A 21,622-nucleotide genomic window follows, 5' to 3' on the forward strand; every position below is an offset into this window, starting at 1 on the left:
GATTTTTCTCCGAATGCTTGAATGGTTTGGATGGCTAGTAACTTGTGGATAACTTGGTTTGCTTCAAGTCTTCCAGGTCGATTTTTTTGAGGCTTACTTGGGCGCAGTCACGGTGACCAACGCCGGGCGCAACACGCGCTCCGCGATCACGTAGCCCTTTTGCAGCACAGCCACCACCGTGTTGGCTTCTTGCTCCGCGGGCACCACGCTGATGGCCTGGTGCTGGTGGGGGTCGAACTTGGCGCCTGCGGCCGGGTTGATGGCCACCACCTTGTTGCGCTCCAGCGCAGACGTCAACTGGCGCAAGGTGGCGTCGGCGCCTTCGCGCAGCTGCTGGGGCGTGGCCTCCTTGATGGCCAGGGCCGCGTCCAGGCTGTCGGCCACGGGCAGCAGGCTCTCGGCAAAACTCTCGATGCCGAACTTGCGGGCCTTGGACACTTCCTCTTCAGCGCGGCGGCGGGCGTTCTCCGCCTCGGCCTTGGCGCGCAGGAACTGGTCCGCCAGATCGGCACTTTTGGCCTTCAGCTCGGCCAGCTCGCCCTGCAGGCGTGCCAGCTCATCGGAGGCGTGGGCGGCCATGGCGGCTTCGACTTCTTCGGGGGCGGGGGCGCTTGGGGAGGGGTTGGTTTGGCTGTGGTCTGACATGTCAGGATTTGAAGAGGTAAAAAAGCAGTACGCGCGGCATCTGGGGGCTTGCCGGGAAATATCAAGGTCTGCGCCAGGGATTTGTCGTTACGACGGCCCCGGGTTGGCGCAAGTGGTTCTAAGGCATGTCGGCCCAACCGCCGTTTTTGCAAGGGCCGCACCTTCCATGGCTGGACAAATGGGGGGTGGACGATGGCGGCAGCGGGGCAGCAGAGTGTACAAGCGCAAGCGGTCGGGTTATAATCGCAGGCTTTCCCTTGCCACACCACTTCTAGACGCGGTGGGTGGTCTCACCCAAAAGGAGTCTGCATGCGTCATTACGAAATCATTTTGTTGATCCATCCGGATCAAAGCGAACAAGTTCCAGCCATGCTGGAGCGCTACAAGGGCATGATCACCGCTGGCGGTGGCAAGGTGCACCGCGTGGAAGACTGGGGCCGTCGTCAACTGGCGTACCTGATCAACAAGCTGGCCAAGGCCCACTACCTGTGCGTGAACATCGAAGCCGACCAGGCTGTGATGGCTGAACTGGAGCACGCCTTCAAGTTCAACGACGCCGTGCTGCGCCACCTGACCGTGCAAAAGAAGAAGGCTGAAACCGGTCCTTCCTCCATGATGAAGACCGTCGAGCGCGAAGAAGCCCGCAAGGCCAGCCAAGCTGAATACGCAGCGGCCGGCGAGCGCTGATCCTCTTCTCTCTTTGGAGTGGAGAACCGCGTCGTCTTGACCGCCTGTATCGCAGAGGCTGAGCCCCTGCGATACACGCCCGCCGGACTGCCTGCCCTCACGCTGCGCCTCGAACACGAGTCCCAGCAAACTGAGGCAGGCCATCCCCGCGAAGTCAAGGCCGCCCTGAAAGCCACCGCCTTTGGAGCGATGGCTGAGCGACTGGCAAGGCAAAACATCGGAAGTCTTTGGACTTTTCATGGATTTCTGGCCACACCGCGCAATGGCAAGATTGCAGTGCTGCACATCCAGGATATTCAACAAAATTAATTTTCAAGGGGTCCGCAATGGCCACGTTCAAGAAGTTCAACAAAGACAAGCGCCCAAAGCGCAACACCCAGTCCCTGCTGTTCAAGCGCAAGCGCTTTTGCCGCTTCACGGTGACCGGTGTTGAAGAAATCGACTACAAGGATGTCGATACGCTGCGCGATTTCATCGCCGAAAACGGCAAGATCATCCCCGCACGCCTGACCGGCACGCGCGCCATCTTCCAGCGTCAGCTGAACACTGCCATCAAGCGCGCACGCTTCCTGGCCCTGGTGCCTTACAGCGACCAGCACAAGATCTAAGGAGCACAACCCATGCAAATCATCCTGCTCGACAAGGTTGTGAACCTCGGCAACCTCGGTGAAATCGTCAAGGTCAAAGACGGCTACGCCCGCAACTTTCTGATTCCCGCTGGCCGCGCACGTCGCGCCACCGAAGCTGCCAAGGCAGAGTTCGAAGCCAAGCGCGCTGAACTCGAAAAGGCCGCTGCTGCCAAGCTGGCAGAAGCCCAGGCCCAAGGTGAAAAGCTGGCCGGTACCACTGTCAAGCTGACACAAAAGGCTGGCGTGGATGGCCGTCTGTTTGGTTCCGTGACCAACCATGACATCGCCGAAGAGCTGAATAAGCAAGGCTACAAGGTTGCCAAGTCGCAAATCCGCCTGCCCAACGGCCCTATCAAGGTCGTGAGCGACAGCGCTGTGAGCGTTGCTTTGCACACCGACGTGGTCGTGGAGGTCAACGTGTCGGTCTACGGCGAAACCGCCTGATCGTCCGTCAGGACCTCTCAAAAAAGCCGCCCTTGGGCGGCTTTTGTCTTTGTGTGACCGTAGTTTTTACACGGTTGCCCACGGGTTACCCCCGCCTTATCCACAGACTTGTGCCATGACGACACGCCGCGTGGGCGATAGCATGCCGGGTTAGCTCCAAGGATTCCATGTCTGCCGTTTTCCCACCCCTTGATGATGGATTCACGCCCGTGCCGGACCGTGAAATTGCCCAGCTGCGTGTGCCACCGCACTCCATCGAGGCGGAGTCCAGTGTGCTGGGTGGTCTGCTGCTGGACAACAACGCCTGGGACCGCGTGGGCGACCTGCTGGTAGAAAGCCATTTCTATCGCCACGAGCACCAGATGATCTACACGGCCATTGGCGCGCTGATCAATGCCAGCAAGCCAGCCGACGTGATCACGGTGTTCGAGCACCTCCAGAACCAAGGCAAGGCGCAGGAGATGGGCGGGCTGGCCTATCTGAACAATCTGGCGCAATACGTACCCAGTGCCAGCAATATTCGGCGCTATGCCGAAATCGTTCGCGAACGCGCCATCCTGCGCAAGCTGGTTACGGCCAGCGATGAAATTTCGACCAACGCGTTCAACCCCCAGGGTAAAACGGTGGAACGCATTCTGGACGAAGCCGAGGCCAAGATCTTTGCCATTGGCGAAGAGGGTTCGCGCACCAAGCAGGGCTTCCAGTCGCTCGATACGCTGGTGATTGACCTGCTCGACCGCGTGCAGGAGATGGCTGACAACCCTGTGGACGTCACGGGCGTCCCCACCGGCTTTGCCGACCTGGACCGCATGACCAGCGGCTTGCAGGCGGGCGACATGGTGGTGCTGGCAGCCCGCCCGTCCATGGGCAAAACCTCGTTCGCGGTGAACATTGCTGAGCACGTGGCGCTCAACGAGGGCTTGCCTGTTGCCATCTTCTCGATGGAAATGGGTGCCGCTCAATTGGCGGTGCGTATCGTGGGCTCGATCGGCCGGGTGAACCAGGGCAACCTGCGCACCGGCAAGCTCACCGACGATGAATGGCCACGCCTGACCGAAGCCATCGAAAAGCTGCGCACGGTGTCGCTGCACATTGACGAAACCCCGGGCCTCACGCCCAGCGAGCTGCGTGCCAACGCGCGCCGTCTGGCGCGCCAGTGCGGCAAGCTGGGTCTGATCGTGGTGGACTACTTGCAGCTCATGAGCGGCTCGGGTTCGTCGGGCTCGGACAACCGGGCGACGGAGCTGGGCGAAATTTCCCGGGGCCTCAAGATGCTGGCCAAGGAGCTGCAATGCCCGGTGATCGCGCTGTCTCAGCTCAACCGCTCGGTGGAGCAGCGTACCGACAAGCGCCCCATGATGTCCGACCTGCGCGAATCGGGCGCCATCGAGCAGGACGCGGACATCATCATGTTCATCTACCGCGACGACTACTACAACAAAGACTCCAAAGAGCCCAACGTGGCCGAGGTCATCATTGGCAAACAGCGGAACGGCCCCACCGGAACCGTGAAGCTGTTCTTCCAGAAGAACCAGACGCGCTTTGAGAACCTGGCGATGGGTTCCGGCGACGATTTCTAATAAAAATAGCTGTTAGCGCCGGTTTTATAAGCGCTAGCAGCTATTGAATTTATAGCGAACAAGTTCTGGTGCCATGCCGTACAGTGCCCGTGGTTCCAGGCTCCCGGCATGCGCGGTATCGCTATTGCACTATTGAGTTAGTACCCACACCAGCAAACCGGCGCAAGCCACTGCGAGCATGCTCACCGCCACGGTGAGCCATTGCTGGCGTCGGCGCTGCACTTCCACCGCTTGCACCACCTGGGCATGCTGTTCGGCCAGGGACTGGATCAGCATGGCGGACTCCTGCTGCTCCCGCTCCAATTGCGCCACGCGGTCACGCAGATGCTGAAGCTGCAAGGCCACCGGAATGGCGGGCTCGCCAACGGCACCATCTAGTGCAGCCGTCGCCGCTTCGGCATTCCCTTTTTGGGTGGTGCCCAGCAGCTTCTTGGCCGCCTGCAGGATCTGGGGCGTCGCCTCGATGACGTCGCCCCAGGGCACCAGCTTCAGTGCTGCAACCCAGCTTGCCGCCAACTCAGAGCACCTCGCTGGCGAAGTCCGCCAGGCGTGAGCGTTCGCCCCGCGCCAGGGTGATGTGCCCGCTGTGTGGCCAGCCCTTGAAGCGGTCCACCGCATACGTCAGGCCGGAGGAGCCTTCGGTCAGGTACGGCGTGTCAATCTGCGCCAGGTTGCCCATGCAGATGATCTTGGTGCCGGGGCCTGCGCGGGTGATCAGCGTCTTCATCTGCTTGGGCGTCAGATTCTGCGCCTCATCGATGATCACGTACTTGTTCAGGAAGGTACGCCCGCGCATGAAGTTCATGCTCTTGATCTTGATGCGGCTGCGGATCAGCTCATTGGTGGCCGCGCGGCCCCATTCGCCTGCGTTGCCGCCATCGCCCTTGGCCAAAAACTCCAGGTTGTCATCCAGTGCGCCCATCCAGGGGCCCATCTTCTCTTCTTCGGTGCCGGGCAGGAAGCCAATGTCTTCTCCCACGCTCACGGTGGCGCGGGTCATGATGATCTCGGTGTAGCGGCGGTCGTCCAACACCTGAGTGAGGCCCGCGGCCAGGGCCAGCAGGGTCTTGCCGGTGCCTGCAGTGCCGGTCAGGGTCACGAAGTCGATCTCGGGGTCCATGAGCAGATTCATGGCGTAGTTCTGCTCGCGGTTGCGCGTGGTTACGCCCCACACAGCATTCTTGGTGGAGCCATAGTCCTTGAGCGTCTGCAGCACCGCAGTCTTTTCACGGATCTCGCTCACGCGCGCAAACAGGCTGGGCTCGCCGGGGGCCTCGAAGTACACAAACTGGTTGATCATCAGCTGCGGCACGATGGGCCCGCCGATGCGGTAGTAGGTGTGGGCGCCGCTCTGCCAGCTTTCCACGTTCTTGCCGCTCTTGGCCCAGAAGTCGGGGGGCAGGGCCAGCACACCGGCGTACAGCAGGTCGCCGTCTTCCAGTGTCTTGTCGTTCTGGTAGTCCTCGGCGTTCAGGCCCAGGGCGCGCGCCTTGACGCGCATGTTGATGTCCTTGGATACCAGCACCACCTCGCGCGGGGCGTGCAGCTTGCGCAGGGCTTCGACCACGCCCAGGATCTGGTTGTCGGCCTTGCCGGGGGGCAGGCTGGTGGGCAGGCTGTAATCCAGCGGTACGGTCTGGAAGAACAGGTGGCCGCCTGCGGCGCGCTGGCCGGTGGAGTCGAGCTTGAGGCCCTTGGCCATGTCGGCGCCCTGGGCGGCCGCCAGCGCATCCAGGGTGCGGCTGGCTTGGCGGCCGTTGCGCGCGACTTCGGTCATGCCCTTCTTGTGGCCGTCCAATTCTTCCAGCACGATCATCGGCAGGAAGATGTCGTGCTCTTCAAAGCGGAACAGGCTGGTCGGGTCATGCAGGAGCACATTGGTGTCCAGCACGAAGAGCTTGGTCGGGCCGTGCGATGCGGACTTGCGGCTGCGTGTGGTGGTTGCGGTGGCTGGCGCGGGGCTGGCGGTGACGGCAGGAGGAGTGGCGGTACCGCGCGCCTTGCGCGTGCCAGTGCTGCGAGCCACGGGAGCGGCAGAGGGGGCGGCTGTCCGGGTTCGTGTCTCGATTTGTAGCAGTGGAGCGGTGTCAGGCGCTGCCAGCGACGAGGCCACACTGTCTGCCTTGCGTCCCGCGCGGGCTGGGGCTGCAGCGGCGCGCTGAGGCATGGCAACGGCTTCGTTGACCGAGGTGGTGGCTACGCGGGGGCGGGCCGTGACTTCAAAGGCTTCTGGCGCGAGGAGTGCAGCGCGCCGGCTGGGGGCGGGGGGCAGGGGCATGGTGGCAGGGCCTCGGTCGGTAAAGGGGTAACGGATGGGGTCAGAAAGCAAAAAGCCGCCTGGAGGCCAAGGCGGCTTTTTGAATGGGTGCTAACGGTGCAAGAACCAGGGGCATTGACCCATTATGCCCACTCCATGTGTCTTGCCAGGGCAAAACGGGCGGTGTGTCGCGTGGATGCTCCAGTGCCCTTTGGTGGATTGCAACGGTCGCAGCAGCGCTGACGCGATCAGGTTCTGCTCAGGCGGCCTTTTTCAGGGCCTTGAGGGATTTGACGGTCTTGAGGACTTCGTCCACGTGGCCTGGTACCTTGAGGCCGCGCCACTCTTGCACAAGCAGGCCATCGGGGCCGATCAGGAAGGTGCTGCGCTCGATGCCCTTGACCTTCTTGCCGTACATGATCTTGTTCTTGACCACGCCGAACATGTGGCACATCTTTTCTTCGGTGTCGGCGATCAGCTCGAACGGCAGTTCCAGCTTTTCCTTGAAGTCGTCGTGCGACTTCATGTTGTCGCGCGAGACACCGAACACGGCTGCGCCAGCTTTCACGAAATCCTTGTACTTGTCGCGAAACTGCATGGCCTCCGTGGTGCAGCCCGGCGTGTTGTCCTTGGGATAGAAGTAGAGAACCAGAATTTGGCCAAGGTGGGAGGTGTTGGAGACCTTGATACCACCGGTTGCGTTGGCTTCAAATTCAGGGAGGGGTTTGTTGACAACGATCGCCATATCACTTCAATCTCTTAGGATGTAGTCGTTGGTAAGCCGGGGGAGTGGGTGTGTTATTGCTCTTGGTGGTGCCCCCGACCGCAACCGGTGATTTTACCCTGAAATCGGTTCCCGGCCAAATGTAAGACAGTGTGTCCTGCGTGGGGCGGCGGGCACTTTGGCACGGCCGTGCATAAGTGGCATTCCCGGTGCGCCAGACTTTGATGCAGGCCGTGAGCGCCCGTTCAGACTTCCAGAATCAGGGCTGCGACCACGTTGCGTCCTTCGCCCGCCAGGATGTTGTAGGTGCGGCATGCTGCCTGGGTGTCCATGGTCTCCAGCCCGACTCGCCGCGCTATCAGGGGAGCCAGCCATGCGGGCGGGGGAAAACGATTGCGCAGCCCGCTGCCAAAAATGACCAGTTCGGTTTCCAGCCCGGCCAACTGGGCGAAATGCTCCGGGGTCAGATCCTCAAAGCGGGAGCAGGGCCAGGGCTGGCGCAGGCCTGCCGACCCGATGATGATGCTGTGGGTGATCTTGTCGGCGTCGATGCCGATCCAGCCGGGGCCGTAGCCGCTGATGGTCTGAGCGTTGGAGCGGTCGGGCTGGAATTTCATGGCAGGAAGTGGTGGGCCTCAGGTGCTGCGGGGTGTGGCAGCGGCGCCCGGCGCCAGGGGATGGCAACGGTTCTGTGGTCAAATTATAGGTTTCGCCTGAGGGCGCCGGCTCCGGCGGCCTCCTGACCCCACCGCACTACTGTCAGCGCATGAAAACCGTCCAAAAATCCGCCAAGCTCGCCAATGTTTGTTACGACATCCGGGGCCCGATCATGGACGCGGCCAAGCAGATGGAGGAGGATGGGCACAAGATCATCAAGCTCAACATCGGCAATCTGGCGGTGTTTGGCTTTGATGCCCCCGAAGAAATTCAGCAGGACATGATCCGCAACCTGCCCAACTCGGCGGGCTACTCGGACAGCAAAGGCATCTTCGCCGCCCGCAAGGCCGTGATGCACGAGACCCAGAAGCAGGGCATCAAGGGCGTGGCGCTGGATGACATCTACCTGGGCAACGGCGCCAGCGAACTGATCGTGATGGCAACGAACGCGTTGCTGGACACTGGCGATGAGTTGTTGCTGCCATCGCCGGATTACCCGCTGTGGACCGCTGCGGCCAGCCTGTCGGGCGGCACGCCGGTGCACTACCTGTGCGATGAGGCCAATGGCTGGATGCCCGACCTGGAGGACATCCGCGCCAAGATCACGCCGCGTACCAAAGGCATCGTGGTCATCAACCCCAACAACCCCACGGGTGCGCTGTACTCGGTCGAGTTGCTCAAGGGCATCGTGGCCATCGCCCGCGAACACGGCCTGGTGATCTTTGCGGACGAGGTGTACGACAAGGTGTTGTACGACGGCGCCAAGCACACGGCCATCGGCTCGCTGAGCGAGGATGTGCTCACGCTCACCTTCAACTCGCTGTCCAAAAGCTACCGGTCTTGCGGTTACCGTGCTGGCTGGCTGGTGGTCTCGGGCGACAAGAAGCCCGCTAAGGACTACATCGAGGGCCTGAACATGCTCTCGAACATGCGACTTTGTGCCAACGTTCCTGGCCAATGGGCCGTGCAGACGGCGCTGGGTGGTTACCAGAGCATCAACGAACTGGTCTGTGAGGGCGGCCGCCTGCGCAAGCAGCGTGATCTGGCGTATGAACTGATCACGGCCATCCCGGGCGTGACCTGTGTGAAACCTCAGGCCGCGCTGTACATGTTTCCGCGCCTCGACCCGGCGGTGTATCCCATCGAGGACGACCAGCAGTTCTTCCTGGAGTTGCTGCAGGAGACGAAGGTCATGCTGGTGCAGGGCACGGGTTTCAACTGGCCTGCTCCGGACCATTTCCGCATCGTGTTCCTGCCCCATGAAGACGACCTGCGCGATGCCATTGGCCGCGTGGCGCGCTTCCTGGAGCAATACCGAAAGCGCAAGCAGACCGCTGCGGCAGCCGTCGCGGCCTGATCCGTCGCGTTGCCCAGAAGACAAGGCGATACGCTCCATGCACAGACCCCCCGTTCTTGACCTGGCCCGGCATGTCGCCGCCTGTGGGCTGGTGGCGGCGGGCTTGCACGGCGCTGCTGTGCAGGCTGCCGAAAAGGGCAAAGAGCCCGTGAGCTTCCAGCACAAGGACTGGGCCTTGCAGTGCGACAACACCCGCACTTGCAGGGCCGTGGGTTACCAGTCGGAGAGTGGCGAGTCGGAGCCGGTCTCCATGCGCCTGACCCGCGAGGCAGGACCTGACACGCCGGTGCTGGTGGACCTGCAGGTGTCCACCGAGAAAGCCACTCCAGCGTCGCTGCACCTCAAGGTGGGCACACTGTCTTTGCCAGGGCTCAAGGGCGACACCCCCAGCGTGCCTGCAGCGCAGGTGCCCCGCCTGCTGCAGGAGCTGCTCAAGAACGAAGAGGCCACGGTGGCCGCTGGCAAGGACCGTTGGGTGCTGTCACTGGCGGGTGTCACCGCGGTTCTGCTCAAGATGGACGAGGCCCAGGGCCGGGTGGGCACACCGGGCGCCTTGGTGCGCAAGGGCACGAAGCCAGAGGCTTCTGTGCTGCCGTCTTTGCCTGCTCCGGTCATCAAGGCTGTGACCCCGATGCCTGCGCGCAAGGGGGATGCCGCACTGGCCAAGCCGCTGGTGGCTGCGCTGGGCCGCGCCAGTACCGAAGGCCAGTGCAACGGCGACGATGCGTTCAACCCCGCCAATGTGCAGGTCTACCGGCTCACGGAGCGCAAGGTGCTGCTGTCCGTGCCCTGTGGCATGGGCGCTTACAACTTCAGCAGCTTGCTGTGGGTGGCCAACGACCGCCCGCCCTACAAGCCAGAGCCCTTGCAGGACGTGGACGGCGATTTCGATCCGGCCTCGGGCATGGTGCATTCGGCAATGAAGGGCCGGGGCATTGGCGACTGCTGGTGGGTGCGTGAGTGGCAGTTCGACGGCCAGGGTTTTGTGCTGCGCAGCGAGTCTGGTGACGGCATGTGCCGTGGCTTTGCGGGTGGCGCCTGGCAGTTGCCCACCTATGTCACGCGTTGAGGGATCTGCTGCTCGACACCGCGCCCTTTACATCCCTCCCGAATCATTGTTTTTCTTTCTCTTCCCATTGCTATGAAACCCATCCAAGTAGGCCTTCTGGGCATCGGCACCGTCGGCAGCGGCGTGTTCAACGTGTTGCAGCGCAACCAGGACGAGATCAGCCGCCGTGCTGGCCGTGGCATCGAGATCACCATGGTGGCGGACCTGGACGTAGCGCGCGCCAAGGCTGTGGTGGGTGACGGCGTCCAGGTGGTCAACGACGCCCGTGCCATCATCGCCAACCCCGACATCGACATCGTGATCGAGTTGATCGGCGGCTACGGCATCGCACGCGCACTGGTGCTCGAAGCCATTGCCGCAGGCAAGCATGTCGTCACCGCCAACAAGGCGCTGCTGGCCGTGCATGGCACCGAGATTTTTGCGGCCGCATCGGCCAAGGGCGTGATGGTGGCCTTTGAGGCAGCCGTGGCGGGTGGCATCCCCATCATCAAGGCGCTGCGCGAAGGCCTCACGGCCAACCGCATCCAGTGGATCGCCGGCATCATCAACGGCACCACCAACTTCATCCTGTCCGAGATGCGCAGCAAGGGCCTGGACTTCGACGTGGTGCTCAAGGAAGCGCAACGCCTGGGCTATGCCGAGGCCGACCCGACCTTCGACATTGAAGGCGTGGACGCCGCGCACAAGGCGACGTTGATGAGCGCCATCGCTTTCGGCATTCCAGTGCAGTTCGACAAGGCCTATGTGGAAGGCATCACCAAGCTCTCCGCCGCCGACATCAAATACGCAGAACAACTGGGCTACCGCATCAAGCTGCTGGGCATCACCAAGCGCGCCGAAAAGGGCATCGAGCTGCGCGTGCACCCGAGCCTTGTGCCCTCCAAGCGCCTGATCGCCAACGTCGAAGGCGCGATGAACGCCGTGGTGGTTCAGGGCGATGCCGTGGGCACCACGCTGTACTACGGTAAGGGCGCAGGTAGTGAGCCCACCGCCAGTGCCGTGATCGCCGACCTGGTAGACATCGCCCGCCTGCACACGGCCGACCCTGAACACCGCGTGCCGCATCTGGCCTTCCAGGCCAACACGCTGCAGGGCGCCATGGACCAGCTGCCCGTGCTGCCGATGAGCGAAGTGGTCACCAGCTACTACCTGCGCTTGCGCGTCGCCGACCAGGCTGGCGTGCTAGCCAAAGTCACCGGCCTGCTGGCCGAGGCAGGCGTGAGCATCGACGCCGTGCTGCAGCGCGAGGCTGACGAAGTGGGCGGCGAGGGATCGACGCAGACCGACCTGATCATCCTGACCCACGACACCCGCGAAGGCACGATGGATGCCGTCATTGCACAAATGCAGGCGCTGCCGACCGTGCTGGCACCCATCACGCGCATTCGCAAGGAAGAACTCAACTGATGATGGGCCACGCCACACCATGATGCTGCCTCGCCATGCCCACTCTGGTTGCCGCCCTCACGCTGTCGGCGCTGCTCAAGATGGCGCATGTCGATCTGCCGCGCTGGCATCTGGCGTTCTGGTTCGGCCTGCTGGTCGCATTGGCCCTGTTCGGGGCCATGTCGCGCACGCAGGCCCTGCTCAACGGTGTGGGCAGCTTTCTGGCCGCGTGGCTTTACTTTGTGCTGCTGGAGCGCACCGACAACCGCCAGGACTGGGCACTGCACTGGCTCATCCTGATCGGCGGGTTCTTCCTGCTGATCGCTTCGCGTCTCTACATTGACATTCGTGTGTACGGCATCAGCTTTTAGCCAGTTCACCACCTTCACCGATACCGACGGGAATCCTTCATGAAGTACCTCAGCACCCGCGGCCATGCAGACCGCAAACAGTTCTGCGACATCCTGCTCGAAGGCCTGGCGCCCGATGGTGGCCTGTACCTGCCCGAGCATTACCCGCAGGTGGATGACGCCATGCTCACGCGCCTGCGCAAGGCCTACCACGAGCAAGGCTACGCCGAGCTGGCGTTTCAGATCCTGTCGCTCTACATCGACGACATTCCTGCCGCCGATTTGAAGGCCATCTGCGCCAAGACCTACACCGCCGAAGTGTTTGGCACGGGCGAGATCGTGCCCCTGCGCCACCTCGAAAACAGTCTGTGGCTCGAAGCCCTGTCCAACGGCCCCACGCTGGCCTTCAAGGACATGGCCATGCAGCTGTTGGGCAACCTGTTCGAGTACGAGCTCAAGCGCCGTGGCGAGCAGCTCAACATCCTGGGCGCGACCAGTGGCGACACCGGCAGCGCCGCCGAATACGCGATGCGCGGCAAAGAGGGCGTGCGTGTCTTCATGACCAGCCCGCACGGCCGCATGAGCGCGTTCCAGCAGGCGCAGATGTTCAGCCTGCAGGACGAGAACATCCACAACATCGCCATCGAAGGTGTGTTCGACGACTGCCAGGACATCGTCAAGGCCGTCTCCAATGACCATGCCTTCAAGCACAAGTACAAGATCGGCACCGTCAACTCCATCAACTGGGCGCGCCTGCTGGCACAGGTGGTGTACTACTTTGCGGGCTACATCCAGGCCACCGAGACCAACAACCAGAAGGTGAGTTTCACGGTGCCATCGGGCAACTTTGGCAACGTGTGCGCGGGCCATGTGGCGCGCATGATGGGCCTGCCCATTGCCAAGCTGGTGGTGGCCACCAATGAAAACGACGTGCTTGACGAGTTCTTCCGCACCGGCGTGTACCGCGTGCGCAGCAGTGCCGACACGCACGAGACGTCCAGCCCTTCGATGGATATCAGCAAAGCCAGCAACTTCGAGCGTTTCATTTTCGACCTGCTGGGCCGCAACGGCCAACGTACCAAGGCCTTGTTCGGCGCTGCATTGCAAACCTACGGCCGCTTTGACTTGAGCGCGGAGCCGCTGTTTGCCGATGCCGCCACCAAATACGGTTTTGAAAGTGGCAAGAGCACCCACGCCGACCGCCTGGCCACGATCCGCGACAACTATCAGCGCCATGGCGTGACCATCGACACCCACACCGCCGACGGGGTGAAGGTGGCCCTGGAGCATCACCAAGACCCCAACGTACCGATGATCGTGTTGGAAACGGCGCTGCCCATCAAGTTTGCCGAGACCATCGTCGAAGCGCTGGGCCATGCGCCCGAGCGGCCTGCCAAGTTTGCAGGCATCGAAGACCTGCCCAAGCGTGTACAGGTGATGCCCGCCGACGTGGACTTGGTCAAGGCCTACATCGAACGCCACTGCTCCCCTGCCGCGCTGGGGTGAGCGGTCGGTACCTGCCTGTCCGCGTGAGCGGCCGGCAGATGCCGGGCGGGCCAGGACAGGCTCTTTTGTGGTCAATATTGCCCCGGGCGCTAGTCTGGTATGCACTTAAAGCTATAAATAACATAGCTAATCAAGGAGCAGTGGATGAAGGTTGTCGGTTTTGCCGGGTTTTCCGGCAGTGGCAAGACCACGCTGGTCGAGCAGTTGATCCCCGCGCTGCGGCTGCGGGGCCTGCGAGTGTCGGTGGTCAAGCATGCCCACCACAGTTTTGATGTGGACCACCCGGGCAAGGACACCTACCGCCACCGCGAGGCGGGGGCTTTCGAGGTGGTCGCGGCATCGGACAAGCGCCTGATGCTGGTGCGCGAGTTCGAGCAGCCCGCCACCCTCAGCGTGCACCACCTGCTGGCGGAGCTGTACCAGGGGGTGGACTGGGTGCTGGTGGAGGGTTTCAAGGACAGCGACCTGCTCAAGATCGAAGTCTGGCGGGCCCCCGAGCCAGGGCAAGTGGCCAAGCCCGTGCGTTACCCCGAAGACGACTTTGTGGTGGCTGTGGCCACTGATGCCCCCAAGAGCCTGCCGGTTGCCACGCAATTGCCCTTGCTGGACCTGAACGCACCCGACCAAGTGGTGGACTGGCTCATCCAGTACGAACACCGCTTTGAATACAACTGGGAATTGCACGGAGGGCTGCTGCCATGCGCCCCGCAATGAAGCCGCTCAAGCCGCTGGACGAGGCGCTGACGGACCTGCTGGCGCACGCCCAGCTGCTGCCAGGCTCCGATACCGTCACCACCTTTGACGCCGACGGCCGCGTGCTGGCGCAAAGCTGTGTGTCGGCTCTGCAGGTGCCTCCCCAGGACAACAGCTCGATGGATGGTTACGCCGTGCGCTGCGCCGATGTGGCGGCGGCAGGGGTGGTGTTGCCGGTGTCCCAGCGCATTCCTGCCGGCAGTGCGGGCGACCCACTGCAGCCCGGCACGGCAGCGCGCATCTTCACCGGCGCTCCAGTGCCTGCAGGCGCCGATGCCATCCTGATGCAGGAAGACTGTGAAGCCCTTGCGGCGGCCGATGGCCTGGGCTCGGTGCGTATCAACGCCGTTCCGCAAGCCGGGCAGTGGATCCGCAGCGCGGGCGAAGACATCACCCGGGGTGCGGTGGTGCTGTCGGCTGGCACGCGTCTCACTCCGGCCGAACTGGGCCTGGCGGCCAGCATCGGTCAGCACCAGCTGCAGGTCGCGCGGCGCCCTCGCGTGGCGCTGTTTTCCACGGGCGATGAACTGGTCATGCCCGGCGAAGTCCCGCCCGAGCAGATGCGACCCGGTGCCATCTACAACAGCAACCGATTTTTCCTGCGTGCGATGCTGCTACGCCTGGGCTGCGAGGTGACCGACTTGGGCATCGTGCCCGACCGGCGCGAGGCCACCATCGACGCCCTGCGCCAGGCCAGCAGCGCGCACGACCTGATCCTGACCAGCGGCGGCGTGAGCGTGGGTGAGGAAGACCACATCAAGCCTGCTGTGGAGACTCTGGGCACGCTGGACCTGTGGCAGATCGCGATGAAACCCGGCAAGCCGTTTGCCTATGGCCAGATCCCGCGTGAAGGCGGTGCTGCCCACTTCATGGGCCTGCCCGGCAACCCGGTGTCGAGCTTTCTGACCTTTGCGTTGCTGGTGCGGCCCTTAGTGTTGCGGCTGCAGGGCGTGCAGGACGTGACTCCGCAGGCCGTGGCGGTGCGTGCCGATTTCAGCTGGCCCAAAGCCGATAAACGCCGCGAATTTCTGCGCGTGCGGCACAACGCGGCGGGCGGACTGGACCTGTTCAACAACCAGAGTTCGGGCGTGCTCACTTCGGCCGCCTGGGGTGATGGCGTGGTGGACAACCCGGCGGGCCAGACGATTGCGCCAGGCGATATGGTGCGGTTTATCGCGTTTTCGGAGTTGCTGGGATGAAGGTCTCTGTGCGCTACTTTGCCTCGATCCGTGAGGCCATTGGGCACGGCAGCGAGGCGGTCGAAACCGCTGCCACCACGCTGGGCGCCTTGCGCGACGAGCTCATCGCACGCGGTGGTGCCCATGCCAGCAGCCTGGCGCGGGGCCGGGCCGTGCGCATGGCACTCAACCAGACCTTGAGCGACGAGTCCGCCACCCTGGCCGATGGGGCCGAGGTGGCTTTCTTCCCCCCGGTGACGGGCGGCTAGCCAGCTCGCCAGCACGTCACCTCAAAGCGCCTTCAAACGATCTTGCAGCGCCTTCGAGGCCGGCATCATCGGCGCGCGTAGTTCGCTGCGCATCCACCCTGCATGCGCCAGCATGGCCTTGAGCGGGGCAGGGTTGGGCTCTGCAAAACACGCTTCCACCCAGGGTTGCAAGGCCTGCCACAAATGGCGGGCTGCGGGCAGGTCGCCCTGACGCAGCAATGCCATCAACTCCACAAAAAGCGGCGTCTGCCAGTGTGCACAGGCAGAGATGGCGCCTGCGCCGCCGAGGGCCAGCGTATGGAAGATCTGCGCGTCTTCGCCCGTCAGCACCTGCAGCCGGCCATCGGCGATCAGGGCCTGCGTCTTGGCCGTGTTGCCGCCACAGTCCTTGATGGCCTCTATGCGCGGATGTGCCGCCAGCGCCAGCAGCGTTTCGGTGGTGAGCGTGGCGCCTGTGCGGTACGGAATGTCGTAGATCAGCAGGGGCACCGCGCTGGCATCGGCCAGAGTGCGGAACCAGTGCAGCAGGCCCTCCTGCGAGGGGCGGATGTAGTGCGGGGCGGACACCAGCAGGCCTGCCACCGGGTAGTGTGCAAGGGCCTGCACCTGCTCCAGCACCTGGTCCTGGTGGTAGCCCGACACGCCCATCACCACGGGCAAACCCTGGGCGGCGCTGAGCACGGTCTCCAGCACCTGCAGTTGCTCGGCCTTGTCGAGGGCCGCGGCCTCACCGGTCGAGCCGCAGGCAACGAAGCCCGCAACGCCGTCGGCACGCAGCCGGGTGGTGAGGGCGGCAAGGGCCGGGTGGTCCACGGCGCCATCCTTGAACGGTGTGACCAAGGCGATCCAGAGCCCGCTGAACAGCGGCTGGTGGGAGGTAGCGGTATCGGTGGCAGACATGCGAAGCGTCCTTTCAGGGTTCGACCAGGGGAAGAACCGTCCGGAGGGAGCGCGCGCTGAATGCCGGGGAGTGAAACGAGAAAAGGAAATTTCCCTACCAGGTGGTTCCGTCGCTCATCCGGACGGAACCACAGCTCCGGTCAGATGAGCTCTGGTTTTTTGGTTTTGCCCACGCACTGCAACGCCACCGCCGGTGCGGCGGTCGTGGCAAAGGGGGTGCGCGTGGACATGGGCCGCAGTATAGCCAAGCGCCCACCGTGTCCCAAGGTTGGTCAGCCTGCCTGCGGTGGCCGGGCAGCGTTGGCTGCTGATTCAGGCTGCGGCGGCACCAGCACGGGGCATTGCCACACCAGCAGCTCGGCCAGCCGGGTGACGATCCATGTCGCTTCGGCCACCGCCACGCCAGATTCGGCCGTGCACAGCCCCGCGTGGATGCGCTGCAGGATCTCGGACTCGGATGGCGCCTGCACGTGGTACAGCGTCTGCGCGTGCTCCACCAGGTGGCCAGCCAGGTCTTCGCACAGCTCGTAGCGGGCGCGCACGCCGTTCGCCTTTTCCGTCAGGCGCCCTCGGGTGTCGGTGTAAACCGCCATGAAGGAGGGCGGCACGTGGATCTGGTTGTCGTCATCCATGGGGTGGTTTAGTCGGGGGTGAACAGCCGTTCGAACTTGGCCTGATCGGAGGCCAGCTCGAAAGTCACCACCTGGCCCATTTTCATGTCCGACAGGCGGCAGGCACCAAACAGCGTCGTTTTGCCCGCCAGCTCCATCACATCCAAGTCAATGATGGCGTAGGGGTGGGGCACGAAGACCTGGTGCTCGAACACATCGCGGACCGTATTGCGCGGGGATGGGTAGAGCTTGTAGAGATCGGTCTGAATCGTTTGTGTGGCCATGGGTGGAAAGGGCTTGGAAGATCACGTACCGGATCGCATGCGGGTACAGTGCGGGCGAATCGTACAGACAAACGTTATTACCAATCTATGGCACGCAATAAAAGTGAATGGCCCGCCAAGGTGCTGGCGTTGGTTCGGGGCGGCAACCTGCCCGCTGCCATTGCTCAGATCAAGGTGGCACCGACCGTGGGCGACGTCACGCGGCTGCAGGCATTGCTGGCGCAGTTGCCCCCATCGCCCGCACTGGCGCAGTTGAACAAGGTGGTGGAGGAAGAACGTGCCCTGCTGGCTGCGCCACGGCTGCATCGTTCGCCCTGAAGCGACTTTCTGTCTGAACTCCACACTACCTGCTGAGAGCCTTTTGTCATGACCTTGCCCCGCGTTTCTATTCAGACCGAGGACTTTGACCTGTCCACCGAAATCGCTACTCTGCGTCGTGAGAACAAGGGTGTGGGCGCTGTCTGCAGCTTCGTGGGCACCGTCCGTGATCGCAACGAGGGGGATCAGGTGTCCTCCATGGAGTTGGAGCACTACCCTGGCATGACCGAAAAATCCATCGAAGCCATGGTGGAAGAGGCCTTTCGGCGCTTCGATATTTTTGGCGCCCGCGTGATTCACCGCGTAGGTCTGCTGCAGCCCCTGGACCAGATCGTGCTGGTGGCGGTGACCAGTGCCCACCGGGGTCAGAGTTTTCAGGCCTGCGAGTTTTTGATGGACTACCTCAAGACCCAGGCGCCGTTCTGGAAAAAAGAACAAACCTCACATGGCGCTCGCTGGGTGGATGCACGGGTGAGTGACGACGCAGCGCTCGCGCGCTGGGGGATCACGGCGGCCAACGCCTGAAAGAGCAACGGCCTTTTCGCAGCACCGGCGCCACGCCCCGGGGTGTCTCTGAGGGATGCGGATGACTTCAGGCTTGGCAGCGTGGTGTGTGGGGTCACGGTTTGTGGGTGTATCCGAGGCAGGCGCCCGCATTGGCGCGCCCCTTGCACTCCCGATACAGCCGGCGGTCGCGTTCCGAGCGGCTTTCCTCGGATGAGCTTCGCTCCTGTTTCACCTTGGTGGATTTCTTTTTCTTGCTCACTTCGCTATGGCCGCTTTGGGTCGCATTTTGGGTGGTGGCGTGGCTTGCCCCGGTATGCAGCCCGAGGCTAAGGGCCAGCATCCACAAAAGCAGGGGAGCGATAACCTTGCGCAGTGCCACGTTGGTCGAGGGGTGGAGGGGCGGGGGGAATGGCATGTTGAGTGGTCCGGGGTAGTGAATGTTGGGATGCCGGGGCGCCGGGTGATCTTAAAGTGGGCTTGGGCTGCAATGCGTCGAGGCGGGCTCACGCCGATGAGGCCTGTGCTGCGCGTATCCTCTACGCTACACCGGCGACGAAGGGCGGCAGCAAGCCCCCGTGTTCTGGTCCGGCGAGATCGGGCTGGCAAGGTGCCTGTGGGCTGGTCAGAGGCGAATTGAGGGCCTCGGGTTATAATCCACGGGTTTTGCATGGTGCAAGACGCACGCCTGCGGCCGTTCCAGCTGCTGGCGCAAGTAAAAACCATGGTCTTCCGCCTGCGGCAGGCCACATTCAAGGAAAAACATGATCGCATCCTCCATCAAGGCCGAAGTCGTCAAGGCGAACGCCCGTGCTGCCAATGACACTGGTAGCCCAGAAGTGCAAGTGGCCCTGCTGACCGCTCGCATCAACGAACTGACTCCCCACTTCAAGACGCACGCCAAGGACCACCATGGTCGCCGTGGCCTGCTGCGCATGGTGAGTCGTCGTCGCAAGCTGCTGGACTACCTGAAGGCCAAGGACGCTGACCGTTACACCGCGCTGATCGCCAAGTTGGGTCTGCGCAAGTAATCTTCATTGCATGCCAAAACGCCTGGGTTAGTCCGCTAGCTCAGGCGTTTTTTACTTCGGAGCCGCAAAACAGAGCGAAGCTGTGTCATTCCAATGAAGTTGTTGTTACTGCCTGGCGCAGAACTTCCCTGGAATGGCATCGTGTTCTGAATTGCTCTCCAAGACAATCTGGTAGGGCACTACCAGCTATTAAAACAGGAGCTGAACATGAGCATTTTCAACAAAGTCACCAAGACCTTCCAATGGGGTGACAAGACCGTCATCATGGAAACCGGCGAAATCGCCCGCCAGGCCTCTGGCGCCGTGCTGGTGAATATTGACGACACCGTGGTGCTGGCCACTGTGGTCGCCTCCAAGTCCGCCAAGCCCGGCCAGGACTTCTTTCCCCTGACGGTGGACTACATCGAGAAGACGTACGCGGCCGGCAAGATCCCTGGCAGCTTCTTCAAGCGCGAAGCCAAGCCCAGCGAGCACGAAACCCTGACCAGCCGCCTGATCGACCGCCCGATCCGTCCGCTGTTCCCCGAAGGTTTCTTCAATGAAGTGCACGTGGTGATCCACACGGTGTCGCTGAATCCTGAAGTGGATGCCGACATCGCTGCGTTGATCGCTACCAGTGCTGCCCTGGCCATCTCTGGCATTCCGTTCAACGGCCCCATTGGTGCCGCACGCGTGGGTTATATCAACGGCGAGTACGTGCTCAACCCTGGCCAGACTGCGCGCAAGAACTCGCAGATGGATCTGGTGGTGGCGGGTACCGAAGCCGCAGTGCTGATGGTCGAATCTGAAGCCCAGCAGCTGTCTGAAGAAATCATGCTGGGTGCCGTGGTGTTCGGTCACGAGCAAGGCAATGTGGCCATCAACGCCATTCACGAACTGGTGCGCGACGCGGGCAAGCCCGTGTGGCAATGGGAAGCGCCTGCCAAGGACGAAGCCCTGATCGCCAAGGTGGTGGCACTGGCCGACGACAAGCTGCGCGCTGCCTACCAGATCCGCAACAAGCAAGCCCGCACCCAGGCCTGCCGCGAAGCCTATGCAGCCGTGATGGCGGCGTTGAAGGCCGATGGTGTTGAGTTCGACGCCGTCAAGGTTGAAGGCATGCTGTTCGACATCGAAGCGGGCATCGTGCGCAGCCAGATCCTGGCTGGCGAGCCCCGCATCGACGGCCGCGATACGCGCACCGTCCGCCCCATCGAGATCCGCAACAGCGTGCTGCCCCGCGCCCACGGCTCGGCCCTGTTCACACGTGGCGAAACCCAGGCGCTGGTCGTGACCACGCTGGGCACCGAGCGTGATGCACAGCGCATCGATGCACTGGCTGGCGAGTACGAAGACCGCTTCATGATGCACTACAACATGCCTCCCTTCGCCACCGGCGAAGTGGGCCGCATGGGCTCGACCAAGCGCCGCGAAATCGGCCACGGTCGTCTGGCCAAGCGCGCGCTGGTTGCTGTGCTGCCGACCAAGGAAGAATTCCCCTACACCATGCGTGTGGTGTCGGAAATCACTGAGTCCAACGGTTCCTCGTCGATGGCTTCGGTCTGCGGCGGCTGCCTGTCGCTGATGGATGCTGGCGTGCCCATGAAGGCCCACGTGGCCGGTATTGCGATGGGTCTGATCAAGGACGCCAACCGGTTCGCCGTGCTGACCGACATCCTGGGCGATGAAGATCACCTGGGTGACATGGACTTCAAGGTGGCGGGTACCACGGGCGGTATCACGGCCCTGCAGATGGACATCAAGATCCAGGGCATCACCAAGGAAATCATGCAAGTGGCACTGGCCCAGGCCAAGGAGGCGCGCATGCACATCCTGGGCAAGATGCAGGAGGCCATGGGTGAAGCCAAGACCGAAGTGTCGAACTTCGCGCCCAAGCTGTACACCATGAAGATCAACCCCGAGAAGATCCGTGACGTGATCGGCAAGGGCGGCGCTGTGATCCGTGCGCTGACCGAAGAAACTGGCTGCCAGATCAACATCGAGGAAGACGGCACCATCACCATCGCCGCTACCGACGCTGCGAAGGCCGACGAAGCCAAGAAGCGCATCGAGCAGATCACGGCAGAAGTCGAGATCGGCAAGATCTACGAAGGCCCTGTGACCAAGATCCTCGACTTTGGCGCGCTGATCAATCTGCTGCCTGGCAAGGATGGTCTGCTGCACATCAGCCAGATCGCTCACGAGCGCGTCGAAAAGGTGTCTGACTACCTGACCGAAGGCCAGATCGTGAAGGTCAAGGTCATGGAAACCGACGAAAAGGGCCGCATCAAGCTGTCCATGAAGGTGTTGGCAGATCGTCCCGCCGGTGGCAGCGACCGTCCAGCGCCTGCAGAACGTGGCGATCGCGAACCCCGCCGCGATCATGGTCGCGATGGCGGCCGTCATCCCGCAGAGCAGCAACAGCAGCAGGCCCTGCCTGCAGATGGTGCGTCTGTTCAGGTGAATGGCTAAATTATTGATCTGCTATTGATTTGGTAGCTGCT

General features: G+C 62.7%; 26 protein-coding genes. 17 read left to right on the plus strand and 9 right to left on the minus strand.

The window, feature by feature from the left end:
• Positions 1–93 precede the first annotated feature (93 nt).
• Positions 94–645, minus strand: coding sequence for a nucleotide exchange factor GrpE (gene grpE, locus ASD75_RS20525; protein ID WP_056747651.1), 552 nt, complete (start codon positions 643–645; stop codon positions 94–96).
• Between the two features lie 309 nt (positions 646–954).
• On the opposite strand from grpE, the gene rpsF reads away from it, so the two are divergent.
• The 5 genes from rpsF (at position 955) to dnaB (ending at position 3,985) form a co-directional block, all read left to right on the plus strand.
• Positions 955–1,332 carry a 30S ribosomal protein S6 gene (gene rpsF, locus ASD75_RS20530; protein WP_015013245.1) on the plus strand — a complete coding sequence of 126 codons (378 nt, stop codon included), beginning with the start codon at positions 955–957 and terminating at the stop codon, positions 1,330–1,332.
• 18 nt (positions 1,333–1,350) lie between these two features.
• Positions 1,351–1,641, plus strand: a complete 291-nt coding sequence (priB, locus tag ASD75_RS20535; protein ID WP_056747653.1) for a primosomal replication protein N — start codon at positions 1,351–1,353, stop codon at positions 1,639–1,641.
• Between the two features lie 17 nt (positions 1,642–1,658).
• Positions 1,659–1,940, plus strand: coding sequence for a 30S ribosomal protein S18 (gene rpsR, locus ASD75_RS20540; protein WP_005795932.1), 282 nt, complete (start codon positions 1,659–1,661; stop codon positions 1,938–1,940).
• A gap of 12 nt (positions 1,941–1,952) precedes the next feature.
• Complete coding sequence (gene rplI, locus ASD75_RS20545; protein ID WP_015013247.1) at positions 1,953–2,405, plus strand: 50S ribosomal protein L9; 453 nt, start codon at positions 1,953–1,955, stop codon at positions 2,403–2,405.
• 167 nt (positions 2,406–2,572) lie between these two features.
• Positions 2,573–3,985, plus strand: coding sequence for a replicative DNA helicase (gene dnaB / locus ASD75_RS20550; protein WP_056061481.1), 1,413 nt, complete (start codon positions 2,573–2,575; stop codon positions 3,983–3,985).
• A 129-nt stretch (positions 3,986–4,114) separates the two neighbouring features.
• Here dnaB and ASD75_RS20555 read toward each other — a convergent pair whose 3' ends face one another.
• The 4 genes from ASD75_RS20555 to ASD75_RS20570 all read right to left on the minus strand — a co-directional run bounded on the left by ASD75_RS20555 (position 4,115) and on the right by ASD75_RS20570 (position 7,583).
• Positions 4,115–4,501 (minus strand): hypothetical protein, encoded by a 387-nt coding sequence (locus ASD75_RS20555; protein WP_056747657.1) that lies wholly within the window; start codon positions 4,499–4,501, stop codon positions 4,115–4,117.
• Between the two features lies 1 nt (position 4,502).
• Positions 4,503–6,263 carry a PhoH family protein gene (locus ASD75_RS20560; protein ID WP_056747770.1) on the minus strand — a complete coding sequence of 587 codons (1,761 nt, stop codon included), beginning with the start codon at positions 6,261–6,263 and terminating at the stop codon, positions 4,503–4,505.
• Positions 6,264–6,501: 238 nt separating this feature from the next.
• On the minus strand, positions 6,502–6,987 hold the full coding sequence (locus tag ASD75_RS20565; protein ID WP_015013251.1) for a peroxiredoxin: 486 nt from the start codon (positions 6,985–6,987) through the stop codon (positions 6,502–6,504).
• A 224-nt stretch (positions 6,988–7,211) separates the two neighbouring features.
• Positions 7,212–7,583 carry an Mth938-like domain-containing protein gene (locus ASD75_RS20570; protein ID WP_056747660.1) on the minus strand — a complete coding sequence of 124 codons (372 nt, stop codon included), beginning with the start codon at positions 7,581–7,583 and terminating at the stop codon, positions 7,212–7,214.
• Positions 7,584–7,732: 149 nt separating this feature from the next.
• Between ASD75_RS20570 and ASD75_RS20575 the strand changes: the two genes are divergently transcribed.
• The 8 genes from ASD75_RS20575 to moaD all read left to right on the plus strand — a co-directional run bounded on the left by ASD75_RS20575 (position 7,733) and on the right by moaD (position 15,491).
• Positions 7,733–8,980, plus strand: coding sequence for a pyridoxal phosphate-dependent aminotransferase (locus ASD75_RS20575; protein ID WP_056061495.1), 1,248 nt, complete (start codon positions 7,733–7,735; stop codon positions 8,978–8,980).
• Positions 8,981–9,017: 37 nt separating this feature from the next.
• Complete coding sequence (locus tag ASD75_RS20580) at positions 9,018–10,049, plus strand: DUF1176 domain-containing protein (protein ID WP_056747662.1); 1,032 nt, start codon at positions 9,018–9,020, stop codon at positions 10,047–10,049.
• Between the two features lie 72 nt (positions 10,050–10,121).
• Positions 10,122–11,456 carry a homoserine dehydrogenase gene (locus ASD75_RS20585; RefSeq protein WP_056747664.1) on the plus strand — a complete coding sequence of 445 codons (1,335 nt, stop codon included), beginning with the start codon at positions 10,122–10,124 and terminating at the stop codon, positions 11,454–11,456.
• 35 nt (positions 11,457–11,491) lie between these two features.
• Entirely contained in the window at positions 11,492–11,806 is a 315-nt protein-coding gene (locus ASD75_RS20590; RefSeq protein WP_056747665.1) for a hypothetical protein, read from the plus strand.
• 39 nt (positions 11,807–11,845) lie between these two features.
• Positions 11,846–13,291 (plus strand): threonine synthase, encoded by a 1,446-nt coding sequence (gene thrC, locus ASD75_RS20595; RefSeq protein WP_056061508.1) that lies wholly within the window; start codon positions 11,846–11,848, stop codon positions 13,289–13,291.
• 144 nt (positions 13,292–13,435) lie between these two features.
• A complete protein-coding gene (mobB, locus tag ASD75_RS20600; RefSeq protein WP_056061511.1) occupies positions 13,436–14,005 on the plus strand; it encodes a molybdopterin-guanine dinucleotide biosynthesis protein B in 570 nt (189 codons plus the stop codon).
• On the plus strand, positions 13,990–15,243 hold the full coding sequence (gene glp, locus ASD75_RS20605; protein WP_056747666.1) for a gephyrin-like molybdotransferase Glp: 1,254 nt from the start codon (positions 13,990–13,992) through the stop codon (positions 15,241–15,243). Before mobB ends, glp begins: the two co-directional genes overlap by 16 nt.
• Positions 15,240–15,491: a molybdopterin converting factor subunit 1 gene (gene moaD / locus ASD75_RS20610; protein WP_056061518.1), complete on the plus strand. Its 252-nt coding sequence runs from the start codon at positions 15,240–15,242 to the stop codon at positions 15,489–15,491. The genes glp and moaD overlap by 4 nt, the downstream gene beginning before the upstream one ends.
• A 21-nt stretch (positions 15,492–15,512) precedes the next feature.
• Here moaD and dapA read toward each other — a convergent pair whose 3' ends face one another.
• The 3 genes from dapA to ASD75_RS20625 form a co-directional block, all read right to left on the minus strand.
• On the minus strand, positions 15,513–16,391 hold the full coding sequence (gene dapA, locus ASD75_RS20615) for a 4-hydroxy-tetrahydrodipicolinate synthase (RefSeq protein ID WP_056747668.1): 879 nt from the start codon (positions 16,389–16,391) through the stop codon (positions 15,513–15,515).
• Positions 16,392–16,663: 272 nt separating this feature from the next.
• On the minus strand, positions 16,664–17,023 hold the full coding sequence (locus ASD75_RS20620; protein ID WP_056747670.1) for a hypothetical protein: 360 nt from the start codon (positions 17,021–17,023) through the stop codon (positions 16,664–16,666).
• A gap of 8 nt (positions 17,024–17,031) precedes the next feature.
• Positions 17,032–17,286, minus strand: a complete 255-nt coding sequence (locus ASD75_RS20625; protein ID WP_056061527.1) for a hypothetical protein — start codon at positions 17,284–17,286, stop codon at positions 17,032–17,034.
• 87 nt (positions 17,287–17,373) lie between these two features.
• Here ASD75_RS20625 and ASD75_RS20630 point away from each other — a divergent pair, with 87 nt between their 5' ends.
• Positions 17,374–17,604, plus strand: coding sequence for a hypothetical protein (locus tag ASD75_RS20630; protein WP_056061531.1), 231 nt, complete (start codon positions 17,374–17,376; stop codon positions 17,602–17,604).
• A 48-nt stretch (positions 17,605–17,652) separates the two neighbouring features.
• Positions 17,653–18,129, plus strand: a complete 477-nt coding sequence (locus ASD75_RS20635; RefSeq protein WP_056747672.1) for a molybdenum cofactor biosynthesis protein MoaE — start codon at positions 17,653–17,655, stop codon at positions 18,127–18,129.
• A 94-nt stretch (positions 18,130–18,223) separates the two neighbouring features.
• Here the strand turns inward: ASD75_RS20635 and ASD75_RS23530 are convergent, their stop codons facing one another.
• Positions 18,224–18,490 carry a hypothetical protein gene (locus ASD75_RS23530; RefSeq protein ID WP_235511668.1) on the minus strand — a complete coding sequence of 89 codons (267 nt, stop codon included), beginning with the start codon at positions 18,488–18,490 and terminating at the stop codon, positions 18,224–18,226.
• Between the two features lie 382 nt (positions 18,491–18,872).
• Between ASD75_RS23530 and rpsO the strand changes: the two genes are divergently transcribed.
• A complete protein-coding gene (gene rpsO / locus ASD75_RS20640; RefSeq protein ID WP_005793232.1) occupies positions 18,873–19,139 on the plus strand; it encodes a 30S ribosomal protein S15 in 267 nt (88 codons plus the stop codon).
• Positions 19,140–19,346: 207 nt separating this feature from the next.
• Positions 19,347–21,590 (plus strand): polyribonucleotide nucleotidyltransferase, encoded by a 2,244-nt coding sequence (gene pnp, locus ASD75_RS20645; RefSeq protein ID WP_056061536.1) that lies wholly within the window; start codon positions 19,347–19,349, stop codon positions 21,588–21,590.
• Positions 21,591–21,622: the final 32 nt, after the last annotated feature.

It is taken from the genome of Acidovorax sp. Root568 (assembly GCF_001427445.1).
In the GTDB taxonomy this organism is placed as follows: domain Bacteria; phylum Pseudomonadota; class Gammaproteobacteria; order Burkholderiales; family Burkholderiaceae_C; genus Acidovorax; species Acidovorax delafieldii.

What these genes read in the sequence shown, in the direction of transcription:
- grpE (WP_056747651.1), bottom strand. Translation starts at nt 645, where the DNA reads ATGTCAGACCACAGCCAAACCAACCCCTCCCCAAGCGCCCCCGCCCCC.
- rpsF (WP_015013245.1), top strand. Translation starts at nt 955, where the DNA reads ATGCGTCATTACGAAATCATTTTGTTGATCCATCCGGATCAAAGCGAA.
- rpsR (WP_005795932.1), top strand. Translation starts at nt 1,659, where the DNA reads ATGGCCACGTTCAAGAAGTTCAACAAAGACAAGCGCCCAAAGCGCAAC.
- rplI (WP_015013247.1), top strand. Translation starts at nt 1,953, where the DNA reads ATGCAAATCATCCTGCTCGACAAGGTTGTGAACCTCGGCAACCTCGGT.
- dnaB (WP_056061481.1), top strand. Translation starts at nt 2,573, where the DNA reads ATGTCTGCCGTTTTCCCACCCCTTGATGATGGATTCACGCCCGTGCCG.
- ASD75_RS20560 (WP_056747770.1), bottom strand. Translation starts at nt 6,263, where the DNA reads ATGCCCCTGCCCCCCGCCCCCAGCCGGCGCGCTGCACTCCTCGCGCCA.
- ASD75_RS20565 (WP_015013251.1), bottom strand. Translation starts at nt 6,987, where the DNA reads ATGGCGATCGTTGTCAACAAACCCCTCCCTGAATTTGAAGCCAACGCA.
- ASD75_RS20570 (WP_056747660.1), bottom strand. Translation starts at nt 7,583, where the DNA reads ATGAAATTCCAGCCCGACCGCTCCAACGCTCAGACCATCAGCGGCTAC.
- ASD75_RS20575 (WP_056061495.1), top strand. Translation starts at nt 7,733, where the DNA reads ATGAAAACCGTCCAAAAATCCGCCAAGCTCGCCAATGTTTGTTACGAC.
- ASD75_RS20580 (WP_056747662.1), top strand. Translation starts at nt 9,018, where the DNA reads ATGCACAGACCCCCCGTTCTTGACCTGGCCCGGCATGTCGCCGCCTGT.
- ASD75_RS20585 (WP_056747664.1), top strand. Translation starts at nt 10,122, where the DNA reads ATGAAACCCATCCAAGTAGGCCTTCTGGGCATCGGCACCGTCGGCAGC.
- ASD75_RS20590 (WP_056747665.1), top strand. Translation starts at nt 11,492, where the DNA reads ATGCCCACTCTGGTTGCCGCCCTCACGCTGTCGGCGCTGCTCAAGATG.
- thrC (WP_056061508.1), top strand. Translation starts at nt 11,846, where the DNA reads ATGAAGTACCTCAGCACCCGCGGCCATGCAGACCGCAAACAGTTCTGC.
- mobB (WP_056061511.1), top strand. Translation starts at nt 13,436, where the DNA reads ATGAAGGTTGTCGGTTTTGCCGGGTTTTCCGGCAGTGGCAAGACCACG.
- glp (WP_056747666.1), top strand. Translation starts at nt 13,990, where the DNA reads ATGCGCCCCGCAATGAAGCCGCTCAAGCCGCTGGACGAGGCGCTGACG.
- moaD (WP_056061518.1), top strand. Translation starts at nt 15,240, where the DNA reads ATGAAGGTCTCTGTGCGCTACTTTGCCTCGATCCGTGAGGCCATTGGG.
- dapA (WP_056747668.1), bottom strand. Translation starts at nt 16,391, where the DNA reads ATGTCTGCCACCGATACCGCTACCTCCCACCAGCCGCTGTTCAGCGGG.
- ASD75_RS20620 (WP_056747670.1), bottom strand. Translation starts at nt 17,023, where the DNA reads ATGGATGACGACAACCAGATCCACGTGCCGCCCTCCTTCATGGCGGTT.
- ASD75_RS20625 (WP_056061527.1), bottom strand. Translation starts at nt 17,286, where the DNA reads ATGGCCACACAAACGATTCAGACCGATCTCTACAAGCTCTACCCATCC.
- ASD75_RS20630 (WP_056061531.1), top strand. Translation starts at nt 17,374, where the DNA reads ATGGCACGCAATAAAAGTGAATGGCCCGCCAAGGTGCTGGCGTTGGTT.
- ASD75_RS20635 (WP_056747672.1), top strand. Translation starts at nt 17,653, where the DNA reads ATGACCTTGCCCCGCGTTTCTATTCAGACCGAGGACTTTGACCTGTCC.
- rpsO (WP_005793232.1), top strand. Translation starts at nt 18,873, where the DNA reads ATGATCGCATCCTCCATCAAGGCCGAAGTCGTCAAGGCGAACGCCCGT.
- pnp (WP_056061536.1), top strand. Translation starts at nt 19,347, where the DNA reads ATGAGCATTTTCAACAAAGTCACCAAGACCTTCCAATGGGGTGACAAG.